This is a genomic window from Plectonema cf. radiosum LEGE 06105 (assembly GCF_015207665.1).
GTDB classification, from domain to species: Bacteria; Cyanobacteriota; Cyanobacteriia; order Cyanobacteriales; family Nostocaceae; genus Rivularia; species Rivularia radiosa_A.
Window position 1 is genome coordinate 21072 of the sequence record NZ_JADEWL010000036.1, and the last position, 21299, is coordinate 42370.

Consider the following 21299-nt stretch of genomic DNA (forward strand, 5'->3'; position numbering starts at 1 on the left):
GTTTGATAAAAACTCGACTTTTTTACCATTAAATTAAGGTTGATTGCAGATTGTTTTTAATTCTTGTTCTTGAGGATGAATTGCTAAATAATCTTGTAACCAGTTGCAACCTATTTTGATTGAATCATCTAAAGATAAATCTACTTTCCATAGCTTAACGGTACCGTCTCTATTTGCAGAAGCTATGGTTTTTCCATCTGGACTAAAGCTTATACTTGTTACCCATACCCCACTTCGATGACTTTCAAAGGTTTGTATTAGATTACCATCATCGACGTTCCACAAATTTATCGTACTGTCAAGACTTGCAGAAGCAAGGGTTTTACCATTAGGACTAAATCTAACGTTAGTAACCCAGTTACTATGTTTTTTAAGGGTATTTATTAACTTACCATCTTTGACACGCCATAATTTAACTGTATTATCTGCACTTGCTGAAGCAATTAGCTGACCATTTGGATTAAAATTAACACTTGTGATGCGATCGCTATGAGCTTTGGGAAAAGTTTTTGCTAAATTACCATTCTCTACATTCCACAGCTTGATGGCTGGTTCATCACTTACCGAAGCAATAATTTTACCATCCGGACTGAAACTGATACCAGTCAATCTATTACCTGTGAGCATATTATTATCAGCTTTGAAAGTTTGCAATACTGTTCCATTAAAAGGGTTCCACAATCTTGCAATTCCATTATCACCAGCAGAAGCGAGAATTTCACCATCTGGGCTGAAATTTACTCTTGATAGTCGCTCATCATGACGTTTAAAAGTTTGCAGCTTGCTATTGTTAAAATGCCATAGTTTAATAAATCCATCATCGCTGCTCAAAGCTAGAGTTTTACCGTTAGGATTAAAACTAATACTCCTGACTTGTTCGTGATTATTTACAGTTTGTAGGAGGGATTTTTTCAGATTCCATAGTTTAACAGTTTTATCTGCACTTGTAGAGACTAAAGTTTTACCATCTGGACTAAAAATCACATCCCAAACTTCAGCACTATGGTTTTCTAATGTTTGGGGTTCAATACCATGAATATTCCAAAGTCGGATGGTAGAATCACTGCTAGTAGAAGCTAAAGTTTTACCGTCAGGACTAAAAACCACATTCAAAACATGACCATTATGACCTTTGAAAGTTTGTGGTTTGATTTGTGTTTGATTTAAATTCCACAGTTTTATCGTGCCATCTTCGCTAGATGATATAATTTTTCTTCCATTAGGACTAAAGGTAACGCTGTGAACTGGAGCAATATGATCTGTAAAAGTGTGAATCAAAGTACCATCTGATACATTCCACAACTTAATGGTATTATCAAAACTTGCGGTAGCTAGCAATTTACCGTCAGGACTAAAATTAACGCTGGCAATTTTATTAGTATGACCTTTAAAGGTTTTGATTAAAGTATTATCAGAGATATTCCATAATTTAACGGTACGGTCAAGACTTGCAGTAGCTAGCAGATTATCAGGACTCAAATCTACGCTCCATACTGGCTGAGTATGTCCGTCGATAATCTTAATTAAACTACCATTGTCAATATCAAAAAGTCCGACTTTTCCGTTTGCTGCGCCAACAGCTAGAATTTTACCATCAAAGCTGAAACTAACGTCTAATAATATGGAATTATGACCTTTAAGAGTTTTGATTAAAGTCCCATTCACATTCCACAGCTTGATTGTGCCATCGCTAGCAGTAGAAGCGATAATTTGACCATCCGGACTAAAACTGACACTCCAGACACTGTTAGTATGACCAATTAGCGATCGCAATAAAGCACCATTTTTTGCATTCCACAGTTTAACGGTATTGTCTGCACTAGCTGAAGCAATTATTTTACCATCCGGACTGAAATTAATACCTCTTATTTTGTCATGATGTCCTTCTAAGCGATTTTTTTCTCTAATGCTATAAATTGCTTGTTGTAAAGCAGAAAGTACTGAAGAGCGCGTTTGTTGGTTAACTGAAGATAATTTTGCTAAATTTTGCAATTTGCTTGCTGCTTTCAATCCTTGAAGCAATGCTTGAAAAGGACTTGTATCAAAAGCTCTTTGTGAATAAACACTTGTTAAAAGTATATCGGCTTCTGCTTGTTCTAGCCTTGCTTTACTAAGCTGTACATTTGTAAATAATGCTGCAACAAAAGAAATAACTAAAAATATGCTACCTAAAGATATAATCTTTATAGCTTTTTTATGGGCTTGAGTTAATATTTGACTTTCCTTTTCTTTGATTGCTAAATTATATTTGACTTCACGCTGTTCCAATTCTTGACTAGCAGTTAAAAAGCGATAATCTAAAGAACTTAAGTTGTGATTGTTTGCCCATAATAGAACATCTTGTAATGCTTGACCTCGTAAAAGTCTAGATTCATCTTGATAATGAGAATTAACCCAAATATTAAAATTTTGAGAGTACGGACGTAAATTTATTAATTGTTTTTCAACCCATATTTTATTAAAAACTTGTTTGTAAATCCGATTATATATTCGTAATTTACCTTGTTGTTGCACAACTAAACCAGATAAACGTAAATCTGTTTGTTCCAGGCTTCCATCTGCAATTAATTCTCCTTGGTGTAAAATTTTTTGATAAATTACTAATAATCTTCCGGCTTTTTGTTCATTTCGCAATATTCTATCTCGAATCGTCTTTAAATGTTCTGGTTCGTCTTGGGCTTGCCAATTTTCAATAATCAATTTTTGTACTATGTCTTCAATTAATTGAGTTGCAACTAGATGATTTTTATTTGTTTTACTAATCACTAATTGACATAACTTTTGTGTGAGAAAAGGTTGTCCCCCTGTCCAATTTAATATCTCCTGAATTACAGCTTGGGGATTATCTACTTTTCTTTCTAATCCTTTAACTAATGGTTGTACTTCATCAACTTTAAAACCATGTAATTCTATGGCTTTACCAATATTAAAAGGTGTTTGAGTTTTATCTGCAATTAAATCACTAGGGGTTGCTACTCCCAAAAGTGCAAAAGTTAAACGTTTGTATGTTTGATTATCAACTCGTTTGTTATAAAAAAATCGAATTAAAGCAAAAAAATCATCGAGAGAAAAAGTTTGACTCAAAACTCTATCAATTTCATCGACAAAAATAATAATTTTTTGTTGAATTTCAACTAATAATACTTCATCAATAAATAAATTAAATCGCTGTACTGGTGAAAGTAAATCTCGTCTTTCTTTCCACCATATTCGCCAATTTATCTTTTTAGTTAGCTGACAACTACTAACTAAAGATTGGACAATTCCAGCGTACCATTTTTCCGCAGTTACATCTTCTTTTCCAATGCCAGTTAAATCGATAAAAGCACACACTATACCATTTGCTTGCAATTTTTGCATAGTTTGAACTCGCAAACTAGATTTACCCATCTGTCGCGAATTTAGTACATAACAAAATTCACCGGCTTTTAAAGCTTGATAAAATTCCGCATCAGCTTGACGAGTTACATAACTCGATGCGTTAACAGAAAGACTTCCACCAATTTGATATTCATAGTGAGATGGTGATTCAGTCATGATGACAGAGCTATAACTTGTTATTAATATATTATTTCTATAATGGAATATTTTAATTATAAATTAGTACCTGATTTTTCCCTATTTTTAATATTCATAGACCTGATTTTTAGTCTTTGAAAATACCTGATTTATTCCTATTGGTGTATTTTAGTATTTAGGTAATGATTTGCATATATAGCAAATAAGTTTGCTGTGATATACCAAATAAATCATTCAAGGAAGAACAATTTACATGAAATTAACATCAATTTTATCTATGGCATTTGTGCTTGGTTGCATCACTTTTTCACAAGCTGTACAGGTAAAAAAAACTGTCGCTGAAACCTCGAAATACTCTGATTCTACATTAGCATCAAATCAAGGTTCTACTGTTGCTAGAAAGCTAAAATTTTCACTAACAAATTTAAAACAGGGTATCAATCGTCTACCAATAAATTCACGCGAGTGGGTTGAAATGAAAGTAAAAGGTGATTATGTGACTGAGATGATTCTGAAAACACAAAACGGAAGTTCTTCTAAGTTAAGAATTAAGCAGGATCGTTTAGGAGGTTCCAATACTACTGGCGAAGGATCTTGGTATTTCAAGTCTAATGGTTGTATGTGCTGGGAGGATGAAGAAGGTCAACAAAGTGTCTGTACTGAAGAATGCTTTAATTAGGTAAATCTCTTAACTGCATTGAATAAAGTGGGAATATATTATACTCCAGCAACTATCCCCGCTTTTCTTAAGCTTACAGTATTTTTAACCCAAAACTCTTTGAAAATACTCCCGATATAAATTACAGCTAGGTATTACACAATTATGCAGTATTTTTATTAAACCCATACTGTGTAATTTATAAATCTGGATTGAATCTAATTCCACTGGTTCGGGTGAATTAACTACAAGTTTTAAAGCCTGAGCCAGTTTTGGACATTTTTGCAATACTTCTAAATATCCTCGTAAATGATTACTATAAACACCTGCTTCTGTGGAAGCTTCTTGTAAAAATTGTTCTAAATTTAAGTTTTTGTAACTCACTTCATACATTGCTAATCTGACTAAAAAGGGATGTCCTCCAACTAATTGCATTAATTGTTTTATTTCTATTTCACCCCAATTCAGCCCATGAATTGCAACTAATTGTTTTATTTGTTGGCTATCAAATTCCACTAATTCTACAGGTACACCAGCATTAAATGGTGATTGATTTATATCTAAAGGAACATAAACTTCGGTAGAATGTGCTAATACTAAGCGTAGTTTTTGCCAAAGGTCAGAAATTTTACCTCTTTCGTGCCAGCTTCGTAGCATTCCAAAAAAGTCTTCAATAATTTCTGCATAAGAAAAAATCTTATCTATGTTATCTAATGCTAATACTATAGGAGAATCTATTTCTGTAAGTAAATATTCTTCAAAATAAACTGTACAGTTATCATTACTACCCAAAATTTCAGCATCCCAATACTCATTTAATTGATTTTCTAAGTTTAATTGTTTCCCAACCATACAACTTAACCAGCGAAGAAATTTATCTAAATTAGTTAAAATTCTTCCTTCAACACTACTTAAATCTAAATAAATAGTTCGATAATTATCACGAGTAGCATCTGCAATAATTCTTTTGATTAAAGAAGTTTTACCCATGAGTTTCGGTGCTTTAATCCGAATTAAAGAGCCGGGCTTGATAATTGTTTCATAACAGAGATTTTCTAGATTATTCCGCTCAATGTAAAAAGCCGAATTTGGTGTTACGAAACTCTCAGGAAAAGGTATATTGGGAATTTTTGTATAAACTTGTAATTCGGAATTTTCAGTAATCGATAATAAGTTATTTTGTTTTTGCCATGCTCTTTTTAGTGCTGCTTTAAAATTCTTCTTAGTAACTTTTTCTTCTAAAGCTTGAGATAGTTTATGCCATAATTTATTTCCGACATCTTTATTTATATACTCAGCACTATAACCGTAAGTTATTGCTATTTCATCATAGGTTTTCTCTGACCATGAAGCTTGAAATACTTTAATTTCAATATCGCTTAAATATTTTCCTGTAGTTTTAAACAAAGCAAAATCAGCAACTTCTTTTGCATGATTACAAGAGAATATAGATTTGGAATCTATATTAATTTGTAAATCGTATAAATCATCAGTCATTTGTAGCATAATTGCATCCCTAAGTAAGTCGCAATGTATTAGGACTTACGCAATATATGACTGAAAAAGTGATTCTTGCCTAGTGGTAATTCATGAATTACCACTACTTCTGTTAGGTTTTGCGTAAGTCCTATGTATTTACATTCAAGATAAAGCTTTAACATTCCGGTATTTGAGTAATACCGAAATTTTTATTCGCAAAATAATAAACCTAGATTTTTCGTGAGATAAGAAGTCAGATTTTTACTTGAAATATCTTTAATATAAAAGAATCGTTCTAAAAACCCGACTTCTGTCGTTTGCTCGAATTCACTTATCTACAATTTGTATACGTTTTGCGATTGCTATTTATGCCAAAAAATACAAAATTTTTAATAATTCTGATTTGATAATCCGTCAGGGGACTGTAATAGGACTTACGCAAAACCGAGCGAGAGTAGGGGTAATTCATGAATTACCCCGAAGCAAAAATAACTGTTTGAGCTACATATTGCGTAAGTCCTATGTAAGTTGAATGACATGAACCACTAGTGGTCTGTCCCATAAGTTCCGAAGGGTTAAGGTAGTGCGTTGGCGTAGCCTGCCCCGAAGGGGCATACCGGAAAGCTCGCTATTGGCTAGCGAGCTAGAAGCTCCCACTACGAATAAATTACCCCACATAATTAATGTGGTGGAGTACTAGTACTCCGCCACATTAATTTTGAGGAGTTAAAATACCTCTTCGTAGGTTGGGTTAAGCGTTGGCGAAGCCTGTCCGACAGGACATAGCGCAACCCAACGCGGGTGTTGGGCTGAACGTAGTTCAGCCCAACCTACAATATTACATTGATTACCCCTCATAACTTATGTGGCGGACCACTAGTAGTTCACCACATTAATTATGAGGGGTATTATTTCAGTCCTATTTATAGGACTTATGCTATAAGAGCGGGGAATTTCATTCCCTGGCGGATTGGATACTCACCCATCAAAATTAACGTGGTCAAGTACTAGTAGTCCGCCACATTAATTATGATGGGTACTCGACCAATCTAATCTGATTAATTTTTTTAGTCCTATTTATAGGACTTATGCTATCAGACCGGGAATCAAATTCCCGGTCTGATAGCATAAGAACCCATCAAAATTAATGTGGTGGAGTACTAGTAGTCTGCCACATTAATTTTGAATGGTTAGTTTTTGCCAAAATTGTCTAGAGACGTTATGTATAACGTCTCTACAGCACGTCGGTAGACGAACAAACCCCTCAAAACTTCTGTGGTGGAAAGTAGTCCGCCACATTAATTCTCATGGGTACTCGACCAATCTAATCTGATTAATTTTTTAGTCCTATTTATAGGACTTATGCTATTAGACCGGGAATTTGATTCCCGGTCGGGTGACGATAAAAACCATCACAATTCATCAAATGCAGTACTTGGTTTAATTTACAACATTGCTGATTTATCTATAAAAAATTGTTATTCTCAACACACAACTGGGTATCTTGTAATTAGTTTACTGTTTTGTGTGTTTTCATGAAGTCTGTTGAAGAGGCTGCGTTTTCTCTTGATACAACTCAAAATCCCCCAGTAGTTCTTACTTCGGAATTACGAAAGGTTTACCGTACTGGTTTTTGGATGAATCAAAAAGTTATATCTCTCAAAAGCTGTTCTTTGAAAGTTCAACGGGGAGAGACTTTTGGATTGCTCGGACAAAATGGTGCTGGTAAAACCACTCTACTCAAATTATTGCTGGGAATTATCCGTCCTACTTCCGGAAGAGGTTTATTATTGGGTAAGCCACTTGGCGATCGCCAAACTAAGCAACATATTGGTTACTTACCTGAAAATGCCTATCTCTACGACTTCCTGACTGGTTGGGAATTTTTGGTTGGGAGTGCAAATTTATTTCAAATTCCCCAAAATATTCAACAGCAACGCATTCCTCAATTACTAGACTTGGTTGGGTTATCTAAATTTGATGCTCGTAAAAAACAAATGCGCCGCTATTCTAAGGGAATGTTACAGCGGGTTGCAATGGCACAAACTTTAATTAATGACCCAGATTTAATCTTTTTGGATGAACCAATGTCTGGTTTAGATCCTATGGGACGTTATCAGATGCGCGAAATTATTTTAAACCTTAAGCAGCAAGGAAAAACTATTTTTTTCAACAGTCATGTTCTTAATGAAGTCGAATTAATTTGCGATCGCATTGCAATCCTTAACAAAGGTGAATTAATCTGTTCTGGTAATGTCACTCAATTATTAGGGACACAAAGCACATATCGAGTCAAAGGTCAAGGTGGTAATTGGGAAACTTTACAACAATGGATTCCGAATCTTGCATCTTTATCTGATGGCTGTTGGCAAGGTGAATTACAAGGAGAAATGTATGATTTTATTGCAAGTCTTCGATTGATGGGAGGATATCTGATTTCTATTAACGCTTATCGTCCTTCTTTAGAAGAGTTTTTTATGGAGAAAATTCAAGGAAAGATGTAGAAAAGTATACTTTATTTCCAGATTTTAAACTCTATGATTGCAGAACAAAGTAATAATTGGAAATTGGATTGATTTAATCTGATTATTTTATCTTAATGAAGAAATTAAGAAGGTAATTGGGAAAGCTGGATTTTTTGTAAAAAATAGGAAAACGTTGGATTAATCTCAAACAAATAAAATGTGTTGATTATGACTTAGTAATAATTATTCTAAATGCCGAGGGATTAAGCTTTACAGCAACTTTATTAAAAATTTAAACTTAATAAATAATTTATTGCTATCAACTTCCGGTTATTTTAGAAAATAAAAGTGTAATGGAACTTGAACACTTACGTATAGTCAAGAATAAAATGTTAAGACAGTGCTTAACAAATCTGAATCTCAGGTAAATATGCTTAACACAAATCTATTAAAATTGTTTGCCCGGCCATTGCTGGGTGTAATGTTATTAACTGCCGTTACCGTTGCTTTGGAACCAGTTAATCCAGTTTTCGCACAACAAGCTGCTCGAATTCGTTCAAATTACGCATTGGGTGGTGGCGATCGCATCAGAGTAAATGTGTTTGAAGTGCCAGAGTATTCAGGTGATTACGTAATTCCTCCTGGTGGAGCCGTGAACCTACCTTTAGTTGGTAGCGTGTCCATTGAGGGGTTGACAACGGAACAAGCCGCTGATGCAATTGCCAGAAGATACGCTCGTTTTCTCAGACGACCGATTATTTCAGTCAATTTATTATCTCCCCGTCCGATCAACGTATTTGTAGCTGGGGAAGTAACCCGTCCAGGGGCTTATACTCTAAGTTTAGAAGGTGGTGCGGGTCAAGACCCAGGTATTCAATACCCAACGGTTTTAGCAGCTTTAACAACTGCTCAGGGAGTAACTCTGAGTGCTGATATCACCCAAGTGCAGTTACGTCGTCAGCTGGGGAATGGAAGACAACAAACAGTCAATCTTGATTTAGATGACCTAATCAAAACAGGTAGAAGTTTTCAAGATATTACTTTGCGCGATGGTGACACCGTTTATGTCCCAACTAGTAGAAACTTTAACGTTGCAACAGCGCGTAATATTGCAGCAGCCAACTTTGCGGCTGACCCCACTAGACCCCGTACAGTAGCGGTAGTTGGTGAAGTTATTCGTCCGGGTTCATATTTGGTAACTTCAGGAGCGACAGAAGGTGGTGGAAACAACCAGAATGGTGCGCCAAATATCAGTGGTCAGCCTACCATAACGCGAGCGTTACAACAAGCTGGGGGAATTACACCACAAGCTAACGTTCGTAACGTCATAATTAGACGACCGACAAGAACGGGTACCGAACAAATCATCAATGTAGATTTGTGGCGGTTGTTAACAAGCGGTGATGTTAACCAAGACGTAGTTGTCCAAGATGGAGATACAATCATATTCCCCACCGCAACTGAGGTCAACCCAGCAGAAGCTACACAGTTGGCTACAACTACTTTGTCTCCTTCACAAATGGAAGTGAGTGTGGTAGGGGAAGTTAAAAGACCAGGACCAGTACAAATTAGACCGAATAGTTCTCTTAACCAAGCTTTGCTCGCAGCAGGTGGATTTAACGATGCTAGAGCTAGCAGCGGTAAAATTGACTTGATTCGTTTGAATCCCGATGGTTCGGTGACCAAGCGTTTGGTAGAAGTGGATTTGAAAGCGGGAATCAACGAGAAAACTAATCCGATTCTTCGTAGTAATGATGTATTGTTAGTCAGCCGTTCTGGTATAGCCAAAACTGGTGACACCATCAATCAAATTGGTGGACCTTTAGGTAGTATTTTAGGTGTTCTGAGATTCTTCGGAATCGGTTTTTAGATCAATAGACATCTCCGAAAAAGAATGTAGAGACGCGAAATTTCGCGTCTCTACAAGGTTTCTGGATGACGCATAATTAATTTCCACCAGATGTCTTATCAATTTGGGATTTTGGATACATTCGCTTCCCTCAGTACAAGCTTTAGATTTTGGATTCACCCCATAAATAAATTTAGGGGTTTCTAGAATTTATTTTTTCATCCAAAATTTATTTTTTTTTGCTTAACAAAGGAAAAATGTAAAGACGTTGCATTGCAACGTCTTATTTATTGGTGTTTCTTCAGAGTTGATTTATCTGTTGATCGGACAAAAATAAATTTAAATTAATCAAAAAAACGATAGTCTTGAGTGCTGAGTGGGAAAACTAATACTCAGTTACTCAGGACTTTTATTTTTTTCTAGGAGTAATACCTTATGGGAGGTGCTTTTTCTAGTTACCAGTATTTGAGGAAATGGTTTTCCAAGTCCAAAAAACTGAAGTTAATCGTAAATTTCCTTGGACAGGGGTAACTATAACAGATTAAACCAGATGCAATTAAAAAATCAACACCTAGGTGCCTATAAAAATATTTTACTACGAGTACTCCGCTGGGTAAATCTCCGACCGGAAGAAGGTTCTCGAACATTACTGATGTTTGCTTTTTACGCCACAACATCAGTTGGATTGCGATGGGTAGAAGATAGCAGCATTGCTTTATTTCTGGATAAATACGGTGCTAGCTCTCTACCGCTGATTTATATTGCGAGTGCAGTAGTTGGAATTGCCTTGGTTTTTCTGTACTCTTGGCTGCAAAAGATTTTTCCTCTGCGATGGGTAATTGTAGCTGCTTTACCTTGCATGGTGATACCTTTAATTTTATTGCCTATAGGTTTACAAATTACCTTATCTACAAATTTGCAGCTTTCGAGCTTGGCATTATTCAGCGTATTTTTACTGCGATTGTGGGTTGACGCGCTCTATGTTATCAATCAACTCAACACTTCTATTGCAGCAAACCAATTATTTAATATTCAGGAGATTAAGCGCACTTATCCTTTAGTAAGTAGTGGAATTTTAGTTGCTGATGTCATAGGTGGATTTAGTTTACCGACTTTAGTTCGATTTCTCAAGCTAGATAAAGTCATTTTAATTGGGGCTTTGGTTATAGTTTTAGGAACTGCAATTCTGTTGCATTTGAGCAAGAAATATCCTCAAGCTTTTTCCGATGTTCCGCAACGAAAAATCAAGCAACCGCAAGTTTACCACGCTCGTCGTCTTTCGGCTCCTTTGAAGAATTATGCTTTACGATTATTTGCCTTCGGATTGTTAATTCAGACAATCGGATTGTTAGTAGATTTTCAGTATTTAACTCAGTTAGAATCAACCTTTCAAGGTCAAGAAATTACCAGTTTTTTAGGTGTATTTGGCGGAATCCTCGGATTATTTGAACTTACAACTCAGTTATTTGTCTCTAGCCGTGTAATCGAACGTTTAGGAGTGTTTTTTACTACGGCAATTTTACCTGTTGGTATTGGAACTTTATTGGCAGGGATGGCTATGATATCGTCATTGTCAATGACTTCAGCCTTGTTTGGCTTGAAAATACCTGCTTTGTCATTGCTATGGGGTTTAACGCTGATTAAGTTTTTAGATGAACTTTTGCGTTATACTTTCGTAGCTAATACTAGTACATTACTGTTTCAACCAATACCTGAGAAAGTTAGAAGTCGTGTACAAATATTATCTGGAGGCTTTGCAGAAACTGCCGCTGCGGGTTTTACCGGATTTATTATTTTAATTACTCAGTGGCTAACCAAGAATTTTATAACTGTAAATTGGCAACATTTAGTCCTAATTATCGAAACTGCCATTGTTGCGATTATATGTGTAGGAGTCATTTGGGTATTGCGATCGCAGTATGTGGATTTATTAGTTTTGAGTGCTGAAAGGGGACAATTAAGCGTGACAAATGTGGATCTACCTTTTTTCAAGCGTGCTGTAATCAAAGCTTTACGAGAAAAAGGCAGCGAAGCGGATAAACATTCTTGTATCGAACTTTTATCGCAAATCGATCCCCAAGGGGCTGGGGAAATTTTAGCACCAGAATTACTAACACTTACTCCTACTTTGCAATCTCGAAGTTTGGAAGTAATGCTTGAATCTGATGTCAATCCCGCTTTTTTACCTCAAGTACGCACTTTATTAGAAAATCCTCAAACTATTTTAAATCCCAATATATTTGCTTTAGCATTGCGTTACGTTTCTCTTGCCGAAGCTTCTCCAAATTTAAATCAATTAGAAGAATATCTTAATCCCGAACAACACTCTGTAATTAAAGGTACTGCTGCGGCTTTATTATTAACTTATGGTACAACAAAGCAAAAAGTAGCAGCAACTAAAACTCTAGGATGGATGCTGACTAATAAAGAAGAAGAAATACGAGTTAATGGGGTTAAATCTCTTGCTGAAGCATCTTATTTACAAGCACTGCGGATTCATATTCCCTCTTTATTAGAAGATAAATCTTTGAAGGTACGAAGTATAGTTTTAGAAATGATTGCGGCAAATAATTTAGAAGAATATTATTCAGCATTAATAGTAGGACTTCACCATAAATCTACCCGTTTAGTAGCGATGAATGGTTTAGTAAAACTCGGAAATGAAGTCTTACCAATGCTGTCACGTTTAGCAATAGATAACTACGAACCAGAAATAACAAGAGTATATGCTTTGCGAACAATTGGTCAAATTGATACCTTAAAAGCAGTCGATATTTTATGGCATCATTTAGAAATATCCAAAGGTTCAATTAAATGTCATATACTGCGTACTTTAATTAAAAGACATCAGCAACAGGGAATTTTGATTTTGGTGGATAGGTCTTATGAAACTAGAATTCAAAAATTAATTGAACAAGAGTTAAAGTTGTTAGGTGAAATATATGCTGCATCTGTAGATTTCAAAAATCAAGGTGAAATATATGCTGCTTATATAGAATTTAAAACTGGAGAAACTTTACAAAATTTTCATTCTAAAAAGAAAGTTGTAGCTTTATGTCGGTTAGTACAAAAAGCGTTATCAGAATTAGAAATTGATATAAAAGAACGTTTATTTTTACTTTTAAAATTCCTTTATCCCTTAGAAAAAGTTAACGCTGCTGTATTCAATATTAATTCCGAATCCCAAGTAAATTTAGCAGTAGGATTAGAAATTTTAGAACATACTATAAATTTACCTAGCAAAACTATATTACTCAATATTTTTGATAGAAGGCCACCTTATGAAAAATTACAAAAACTTGTAGAAGCAGGATTATCACAATACGAACAAATGGCAGTAAACGAACGGACTCGAACATTATTAGAGTTAGAAAACTCACTTTCTGATTGGTGTTGGGCTTGCTGCATTCATTTTGCTCAAGTTGCTCGGATTAAGCTTAAAAAATCACAACTGAAAGCAAGTTTACGTCATCCTTGTGGTTTCGTTAGAGAAGCCGTTGTCGCTTATTTAAGTATTGCATCTCCCCGCTTATTTATAAAAATTTTACCCCAGTTAAAAAAGGATTCACATCCTTTAGTAATAGCTCAAGTCAAGGAATTTATAGAAAAGCATAAAGTTAAAAGATAGTTGATGGTGGATAACCATCCACTAACAACTATCAACCATCCACTAACAACCATCAACCATCCACTAACTCTTCTATGCTAACTAGCGTTGATCGTTTATTATTTGTACGTCAAGTTCCAATATTCAAAGAATTGCGAGATGATTTTATAGTTCGGTTAGCTTCTGCGATGAACGAACTGTGGTTTCCCCCAAATTGCAGTATATTTCGAGAAGGAGAGCAAGGACAATCTCTTTATATTGTAGTTTCAGGAAAAGTCAAAATTCATTTGGATAATCGAACGCTTGCAGTTATGTCACAAGGAAAATACTTTGGGGAAATGGCGGTATTTGATACCCAACCACGTTCGGCTTCTGCTACTACAATAGATGCTTGTGAATGTTTGGAATTAACTCAAGAACAGCTTGATGATGCTATTGAAGAAACTCCCGAAATTGCTGTGAATATCATTCGTGAATTATCACGTTTAATTCGTAAATTAAATAAAGATGTAAGTATGATGGGTTGATTAGAAAATAAGAGTATTAAAAATCCGACATTGGCTTAAAAATCTTTGCGGAATTTCTAGACTATTTCCCCAATGCATATGAATATAAGAAGCGTGGAGATTCAAAGGTGAAACCCATCCTTCTTTTCCCATGAATTCATCACAATCGTATCTATAAGTTTCAAATAAGGGATTATTAGAATCGGATATTAAACGGGAACGATGAAACTCATGTCCGTAAATTGTTGTTCCTGCATCTATTAATAAACTATCTTGTAGAGCTATAGCGCGACGATATCCTAAAGTTAAATGTTTATCCATTACTGCTGTTGTAGATAATACTCCCACCATTTCCCAAGATTTACCCGTCATATCTACAATTTGCTCAGCACAATACATTAAACCACCACACTCGGCTATTGTGGGTATTCCTGATAAAATAGCGGCTTTTACAGCATTTCTTGTACGGGTATTTTCTGCTAATTTTTCAGCGAAAACTTCTGGAAAACCTCCTCCGAAATACATTCCTTTAATATCTTTGGGTAATTCAGTATCTTCTAAAGGACTCCAAAAAACCAATTCTGCACCCAAACTTTGCAACAAGTCGAGATTATCTTGGTAGTAAAAATTGAAAGCTTTGTCGTATGCTATGGCGATTTTTATTGGTGAAGAAGGGTAAGTAGAAGAAGCGGAGATGGGGGGAATAATAACTGAGGAAGAAAATTCTTGATTTGCTTTTTCTGTCTTTCGCAAAAGTGGTAATAAACTTTCCCAGTCAAAGCAACTTTCACCGAGATTTACAAGTTGATCTATTAGTTCATTTAATTCTGGAAGTTCTGTTGTTGGTACTAAACCCAAATGGCGATCGCGAATTGTAATATTATCTTGACGCTTTATTACACCAAAAAGGGGAATTTGTAAAGGTGCTAGAGAATTTTTGAGCAGAGATAAATGGCGATCGCTACCGACACGATTTAAGATTACTCCAGCAATGTTAACTTGTTGATCAAAGGAGCAATAACCGTGGACAATTGCAGCGACAGAACCAGATAAACGACTGCAATCAACTACTAATAAAACGGGTAAATTTAATAACTTAGCAACATGAGCCGTACTAGCGTAATTACCATTTACCCCATCAAATAAACCCATTACTCCTTCAATTAGGGAATATTCACATAAATTAGAGTAATGATAAAAGCATTCTTTTAGATAATTTTCAGAAGTTAAAACGGGGTCTAAATTACGACAAGCATGACCTGTAACGTGTTTATGAAACATCGGGTCAATGTAATCAGGCCCCACTTTAAAAGATTGTACTTGCAAACCGCGCCGAGACAAACACGATAACAGCATGAGTGTCACCGTAGTTTTGCCCACACCGCTACGTTCTCCAGCAATAATTAAAGCCATGAAGTGAAAGTTAGGAGTTAGGAGTTATGAATTATGAATTATATAAGTATTTATGCTTGTAATTATTTTGAATTTATATATTACACTATTCTCAACAAAATTAAGGGCGTTGCCCCCTAATAAGTATGAATCAAATTTTATTGATAACCGAAATTTCTGTAGAGACGTTACAGTGTAACGTCTCAAAATCTAAATTCATACCCGAATTCTCCAACGCCAAATTAAGAATAATTTAATATGTCGGTTTAATACATATATTGGTTGGTAGGCTGTATTTTTATTTGAAGGTAAGAGATAATAGGGAATGTTAAGCAAAGACATATCACAGTTTTTGATTGATTTTAGGGCTTGGATGTATAGAGGAAAATATCGCCCACGCACAACAATATTAGGTCAATGTGATTTGTGTCATGAATTTTAGTAATTACAATCATAGATTTTAGTGGCTATGATCATTGATTTTTATCACTAAATTTATCAAGCATCAAAACTCAACATATTATTTAATTGTTAATTATTCATTTGTTAATAAACCGGAACTTATTCTTTATTAATTACGGTCAATTATTAAGTATTTTTAATTGTAAAGTATGAACGCTAATTATTATCAAAGTTGGACTATTGAAATTGCTAAAAACTTTAAAAACGAATTGCCAATATTGGGATTAGGGCTTTGTGAAGAATCGGGAGAAGTAGCACGAATATTAAAGCGTTACTGTAGAAATGACCGAAATTTAGATAAATGTGAAATTGAGGAAATTAATAAATCGATGAAAAACGAGTTAGGAGATGTGTTGTATTTTGTAGCTTTTCTTGCGTCACAATTCAATCTAAGCTTAGAAGAATTGATGCTAGGAAATATGCAGAAACTTGAACAAAGAATGTGTCACGGAAAACTTTTAGACCGTTAATTTTTATCTTTTGATCTAAATGCATAGGATACAGAAGTTTGCAAATAAATGATGCTTCTGAACTTAGTGCCATTCATACATACAAAAAGACGTAGCAATGCTACGTCTCTACACAATTAATATGTATCACCATTAAAGTGAAATGGTATAACTCCTAACTCCTAACTCCTAACTCCTAACTCCTAACTCTTATTAGCTAATTGAATTAATTGTGCTGTAACTTTCAAACTTTCTTCAAAAAGTGCTTCCTTACCCCAACGTTGTACTTGTTGAGAAAGTAAAGCTTCGGCTTTTTGCTCGGAAAGCGAGGTTATTTGTTGAAATACCCCAGTAGATTGAGCGCCACCTTGGGTTTCCATCCGCATACAGCCGCCGGTTTCGGAACAAATCAAGGTACCGCAGTTTGCTTCTGGATTAGTAGAACTTAAACGTATAGCAATTAAATCGCCGGGAATATCACCCACATCACCGACTGGAACTCCTGCTAATTCGGCGTGTATTTCCCTTTGGTTGTCCCCCATGAATTTAAAGCTTTTAATAATGTAGTCGCCGAGTTGTTGTTCAAAGGAAACCGCACGCCAATTTAAACGACTTGCTAACCAACCCAAAAATAGTAATGCTTGAGCAGAATTGCCTTTTTCATAGTCGATATTAACTCGATCTACTTCCATTAAACCTTTACGTCGTGCTGGTGCATCGTAAGCTTCTGCTGTTAATTCTTGCCATCCTCCCACACGTCGCCAGTTTAAATCAGCTAGCGGTATGCCATTTTCAATCAATTCTTGCAGCCTGAGTAAATCGTTTTCTGGCTCATTAAAATTACAAGAATCAACAATAACGTTATCGCATACAGTGGAAAGTCTCTTGAATAAAGGATTGTTCGGATCTGGTGTTGCTTTCCACCAAATAAACTTGGGTAAACCACCAATTAATAACTCCGGAAGCATACCACCAATACGTTCTAAAGCTACGGCAGTTCCAGTTAAAGTAATATACTCGCAACAAACCAGGGAAGAAGATGATTGCTTTTGAATCGGACAATAAGCAGAAACTTGCGCCTTAACACCTTCATCTTCACCAACTACGGGTATCAAACTAATAATACGACAAGGATTACGCAAAGCAATTTCGTCAGCAATTCTAGCGCTAGCTGCATCTGGAGTGTACTGAGCAGCATTATTACCATTATCATCTGTGGTGTTACCACCGCCGTAAAGTTTAGCAAGTTCTTCCCGCAGTCGTGTTAACATTTGCGGACTAGTTTTACCAGTTCGTTCCAAACCAAGAGCTTTTTGTGCATCTCGTAGAGCCGATACAGTTTGTGGTCCGAGGATACCATCAATTGGGCCTTTGTAAAATCCTAAAGCAGCCAACAAATACTGGGTTTGTTCTGGTTCGTAAATTACCAAAGTAAATGTAGTTGCTCGCGTAGCCGCAGGAAGCGCTCCGTCTTCACCACCGATACCGTAACTTTGCCAAATTTTGCTTAATTCGGTTTCAATTTCGTTAAGCGAAACATCCTTGGGAGCCTGAAGTGAAAAAATAGTGGGTGCTTGGTTCGTCATAAAAATTAAAGAATTTTAGGTTTTGAGTTGTAATTAAATTAAAGTTAGGAGTTGGGAGTGAGGAGTTAGGAATTATAGAGACGGGATGTATTCCTACATCTGTAGGGGAGTTAGGAATTAGGACTGCCGGAGTTGGTTATAGGAAAATGTTCGATGAATAACAATTAACCCAAATATTTATATCCACCAACTAAAAAATTCAAAACTCAAGACCTAAAATTTATAACTCCCCTCCTCCCCTCCTCAAGACCTAAACTCCTAACTCTTAACTCTTAACTCCTAACTTTCTATAGTCTGCGCCAACGGCGGTTGTCTCGGTTGATTAAGAGTTCTGCTTCTACAGGTTCCCAGGTACCAGCTTCATAGTTCGGAACTGTTGTTGGGTCTGCGGGGGCATCCCAAGCGCTTATAATTGGTGTTACTACCTGCCAAGCAGCTTCTACTTCGTCTCCTCTGGTGAACAAAGTTTGGTCGCCCATCATACAATCAAGAAATAGCCGGTCATAAGCATCGGATTTTGCTTGTAGACCAAATGAACCGTAAGTAAAGTCCATATCAACCGAACGAGTACGGAAATTTCCTCCAGGAACTTTCACGTCAAAATGCAAGGAAATTCCTTCATTTGGCTGAATCCGCATGGTTAAAATATTGGCACTTCTCTGTTGTGCAGCCGATTGAAACATCTGTGAAGGGACTTCGCGGAAGTGGATGGAAATCTCGCTAACTTTTTTCGGCATCCGCTTACCAGTACGCAGGTAGAAGGGAACTCCTTGCCAGCGCCAGTTATCAACTACAAATTTTGTCGCCACAAATGTCGGTGTTGTAGATTTCGGGTCTACTCCTGGTTCCTCGTGATACCCTGGTACAGACTCTCCTTTCATCCACCCAGCGCTATATTGACCGCGCACTGCGGAATTAGCCAAATTTTCTATATCCGCAATTCTAGTAGCACGTAATACTTTTACTTTTTCCGTGCGGATGCTATCAGCATCCATGGCGTTAGGAGCTTCCATTGCGGTGAGACAGAAAAGTTGCATCAAATGGTTTTGCAACATATCCCGCAATGCACCGGAGCTTTCATAATACCCGGCTCGGTCTTCAACTCCTACTGTTTCTGCTACTGTTATCTGTACATGGTCTACAAACTGACGATTCCACAATGGTTCAAAAATTGCGTTTGCGAAGCGAAAAACTAATAAATTTTGAACCGTTTCTTTACCTAAATAGTGGTCAATTCGATAGACTTGTTCTTCTTTACAATATTTTTGTACTGCTGCATTGAGATTTTTGGCAGATGCTAAATCTCGACCAAAAGGTTTTTCAATTACTAAACGGTGTTTTTCGGGGTCTTCAAGCATTCCCCCGGAACCCAATTGTTTGATAGCTTCAGGAAAGAACTTGGGAGCAACGGAAAGGTAAAATAATCGATTACCTCTGGTTCCTCGTTTTTCGTCTAATTCACCCAGAAGATTATTTAGTTTTTGATAGCTTTCGGGGTTATCTATATCGCCAGAGCAGTAAAAAAGACCGTTAGAAAAGTCTTTCCACAATTCTTCCGGGCCGACACCACCGTGAGCTTCTTCCATTCCCTTACGCATTTGTTCGCGGAAGTGTTCGTGGCTCCAGTCTCGTCGCGCTACACCAACAATTGTGGTTTCCGGTGGAATCCGTCTTTCTTGTCGCAATTTGTATAGTGCTGGTACTAATTTGCGCCAGGTTAAATCACCGGAAGCACCAAAAATAACAATTATCTGGGGTTCAGCCATGCCTTGCTGTTGCAAGCCAACCCGCAGTGGATTTTCTAGCAAACTAACCATAATTTAGATTTGGAATTTTAGATTTACTTTCTTTTGGGTGATGGGTAATTGGTAATTGGTAATTGGTAATTGGTAATGGGTAATGGGTAAGAGGTTAAAAAGTCAAAAGTTGAATTTCTCTTTGTTTCCTTATCTCCTTGTCTTCCCAATTCCCTATTACCTATTACCTATTACCCATTACCCATTAATTATTAAACAGGTGACAAGTGCTTAACTTTGTCTTCCAAGGAACTTATTAAGGATTCAAAGGGTTTGATAAACTTATCAATTCCTTCGGTAAGCAATTCGTCCATGACTTGATCGAGGTCAATGTTGATTTCGGGATCTTTGAGACTTTCGATCAGTTTATATGCTGCTTCTACATCGGTTTCGACTCTTGAATCTACGTCGCAATGGTCAGCACAGGCTTCGATGGTTACTGGTGGTAAGGTATTAACGGTATCTTTACCAATTAATTCATCAACGTACATGACATCGCTGTAACTGGGATCTTTAGTACTGGTGCTTGCCCATAATAAACGTTGGACGTTCGCACCTTTTGCAGCCAAAGCTTGCCAGCGTTCGTCGTTGATAATCTTTTTGTACTCTTGATAAGCAATTTTGGCGTTTGCGATCGCGACTTTTCCTTTTACGGATTTGAGCTTGGCTTCTAAGTTGATATCGTCAACACCTTGACTTAATTTTTCGTCGATTTTTCCATCAATGTTGGAATCAATACGGCTGAGGAAGAAACTAGCTACAGAGGAAATTCTACTAATATCTTTACCTTCTGATACTCGTTTTTCCAAGCCGCGAATGTAAGCCCAAGCGGTATTTACATAACTATCCACGGAAAACAACAGTGTAATATTGACGTTCATACCTTCAGATATTACTTGCTCGACAGCTGGTAAACCAGCTTCTGTTCCAGGAATTTTAATCATTAAGTTTTCCCGTCCCACTTCTTGAAAGTAGCGTCTAGCTTCTTCAATGGTTTTTTGGGTATCGTGAGCGATAGTTGGCGGTACTTCAATGCTTACATAACCATCCAATCCGTCTGTTGCTTCGTATACCGGACGTAAAATATCGCAAGCGTAACGAATATCTCCAAAAGCTAAAGATTCGTAAATTTCCTGAGTTGATAATCCCTTACGAATTGCCGCTTCTATATCTTGATCGTAAATGACATTACCAACCATAGCTTTTTCAAAAATGCTGGGATTGGAGGTAATCCCGCTGATACCTTGGTTTTCCACCAGATTTTTTAATTCTCCGGACTGGATAATGTCACGACTTAAATTATCCATCCAAATACTTTGACCGTATTTTTTGATTTCTAATAATTGATTTGTGGTGATGCCCATATTGGCTATATTTCACTCCGAAATTTATTTTTCTCTCTTTTTCTATTAATGCTTATAGGATTGTCTATTGATTCTCGCTAAAGGAATAATTAACAGTGGACAGTTGACAGTGGACAGTAAGCACTGAGTAGTGAGCGGACTTATGCAATCAGATATGTAAAATTTCC

The 21299-nt window shown here is 36.4% G+C and carries 12 protein-coding genes; 6 read left to right on the forward strand and 6 right to left on the reverse strand.

The window, feature by feature from the left end; genetic code table 11:
• Window positions 1–33: 33 nt before the first annotated feature.
• On the reverse strand, window positions 34–3537 hold the full coding sequence (locus IQ247_RS13065) for a WD40 domain-containing protein (protein ID WP_193920610.1): 3504 nt from the start codon (window positions 3535–3537) through the stop codon (window positions 34–36).
• A 235-nt stretch (window positions 3538–3772) separates the two neighbouring features.
• On the opposite strand from IQ247_RS13065, the gene IQ247_RS13070 reads away from it, so the two are divergent.
• Window positions 3773–4198, forward strand: coding sequence for a hypothetical protein (locus IQ247_RS13070; protein ID WP_193920612.1), 426 nt, complete (start codon window positions 3773–3775; stop codon window positions 4196–4198).
• Between the two features lie 84 nt (window positions 4199–4282).
• On the opposite strand, the gene IQ247_RS13075 is transcribed toward IQ247_RS13070, so the two are convergent.
• Window positions 4283–5683, reverse strand: a complete 1401-nt coding sequence (locus IQ247_RS13075; protein ID WP_193920614.1) for an AAA-like domain-containing protein — start codon at window positions 5681–5683, stop codon at window positions 4283–4285.
• Window positions 5684–7191: 1508 nt separating this feature from the next.
• Between IQ247_RS13075 and IQ247_RS13080 the strand changes: the two genes are divergently transcribed.
• The 4 genes from IQ247_RS13080 (at window position 7192) to IQ247_RS13095 (ending at window position 14104) form a co-directional block, all read left to right on the forward strand.
• The gene (locus tag IQ247_RS13080) at window positions 7192–8160 is read left to right on the forward strand and encodes an ABC transporter ATP-binding protein (protein ID WP_193920616.1); all 969 of its coding nucleotides are present in this window, start codon (window positions 7192–7194) and stop codon (window positions 8158–8160) included.
• A 442-nt stretch (window positions 8161–8602) separates the two neighbouring features.
• On the forward strand, window positions 8603–9991 hold the full coding sequence (locus IQ247_RS13085) for an SLBB domain-containing protein (protein WP_228059709.1): 1389 nt from the start codon (window positions 8603–8605) through the stop codon (window positions 9989–9991).
• Between the two features lie 529 nt (window positions 9992–10520).
• Entirely contained in the window at window positions 10521–13598 is a 3078-nt protein-coding gene (locus IQ247_RS13090; protein ID WP_193920620.1) for an MFS transporter, read from the forward strand.
• Window positions 13599–13672: 74 nt separating this feature from the next.
• Window positions 13673–14104, forward strand: a complete 432-nt coding sequence (locus IQ247_RS13095) for a Crp/Fnr family transcriptional regulator (RefSeq protein ID WP_193920622.1) — start codon at window positions 13673–13675, stop codon at window positions 14102–14104.
• Here IQ247_RS13095 and IQ247_RS13100 read toward each other — a convergent pair whose 3' ends face one another.
• Entirely contained in the window at window positions 14105–15496 is a 1392-nt protein-coding gene (locus IQ247_RS13100) for a cobyrinic acid a,c-diamide synthase CobB (protein ID WP_193920624.1), read from the reverse strand.
• Between the two features lie 590 nt (window positions 15497–16086).
• On the opposite strand from IQ247_RS13100, the gene IQ247_RS13105 reads away from it, so the two are divergent.
• On the forward strand, window positions 16087–16407 hold the full coding sequence (locus tag IQ247_RS13105; RefSeq protein ID WP_193920626.1) for a MazG nucleotide pyrophosphohydrolase domain-containing protein: 321 nt from the start codon (window positions 16087–16089) through the stop codon (window positions 16405–16407).
• A 182-nt stretch (window positions 16408–16589) separates the two neighbouring features.
• Here the strand turns inward: IQ247_RS13105 and opcA are convergent, their stop codons facing one another.
• From opcA to tal, 3 genes are all read right to left on the reverse strand, one after another.
• Window positions 16590–17972, reverse strand: coding sequence for a glucose-6-phosphate dehydrogenase assembly protein OpcA (gene opcA, locus IQ247_RS13110; protein ID WP_193920628.1), 1383 nt, complete (start codon window positions 17970–17972; stop codon window positions 16590–16592).
• A 287-nt stretch (window positions 17973–18259) separates the two neighbouring features.
• The gene (gene zwf, locus IQ247_RS13115; RefSeq protein ID WP_193920629.1) at window positions 18260–19789 is read right to left on the reverse strand and encodes a glucose-6-phosphate dehydrogenase; all 1530 of its coding nucleotides are present in this window, start codon (window positions 19787–19789) and stop codon (window positions 18260–18262) included.
• A 191-nt stretch (window positions 19790–19980) separates the two neighbouring features.
• Entirely contained in the window at window positions 19981–21132 is a 1152-nt protein-coding gene (gene tal, locus IQ247_RS13120) for a transaldolase (RefSeq protein ID WP_228059710.1), read from the reverse strand.
• Window positions 21133–21299 lie beyond the last annotated feature (167 nt).

Coding starts and splice junctions, on each gene's coding strand:
- IQ247_RS13070 (WP_193920612.1), top strand. CDS start 3,773: ATGAAATTAACATCAATTTTATCTATGGCATTTGTGCTTGGTTGCATC.
- IQ247_RS13080 (WP_193920616.1), top strand. CDS start 7,192: ATGAAGTCTGTTGAAGAGGCTGCGTTTTCTCTTGATACAACTCAAAAT.
- IQ247_RS13090 (WP_193920620.1), top strand. CDS start 10,521: ATGCAATTAAAAAATCAACACCTAGGTGCCTATAAAAATATTTTACTA.
- IQ247_RS13065 (WP_193920610.1), bottom strand. CDS start 3,537: ATGACTGAATCACCATCTCACTATGAATATCAAATTGGTGGAAGTCTT.
- IQ247_RS13075 (WP_193920614.1), bottom strand. CDS start 5,683: ATGCTACAAATGACTGATGATTTATACGATTTACAAATTAATATAGAT.
- IQ247_RS13095 (WP_193920622.1), top strand. CDS start 13,673: ATGCTAACTAGCGTTGATCGTTTATTATTTGTACGTCAAGTTCCAATA.
- IQ247_RS13105 (WP_193920626.1), top strand. CDS start 16,087: ATGAACGCTAATTATTATCAAAGTTGGACTATTGAAATTGCTAAAAAC.
- IQ247_RS13100 (WP_193920624.1), bottom strand. CDS start 15,496: ATGGCTTTAATTATTGCTGGAGAACGTAGCGGTGTGGGCAAAACTACG.
- tal (WP_228059710.1), bottom strand. CDS start 21,132: ATGGGCATCACCACAAATCAATTATTAGAAATCAAAAAATACGGTCAA.
- zwf (WP_193920629.1), bottom strand. CDS start 19,789: ATGGTTAGTTTGCTAGAAAATCCACTGCGGGTTGGCTTGCAACAGCAA.
- opcA (WP_193920628.1), bottom strand. CDS start 17,972: ATGACGAACCAAGCACCCACTATTTTTTCACTTCAGGCTCCCAAGGAT.
- IQ247_RS13085 (WP_228059709.1), top strand. CDS start 8,603: ATGTTATTAACTGCCGTTACCGTTGCTTTGGAACCAGTTAATCCAGTT.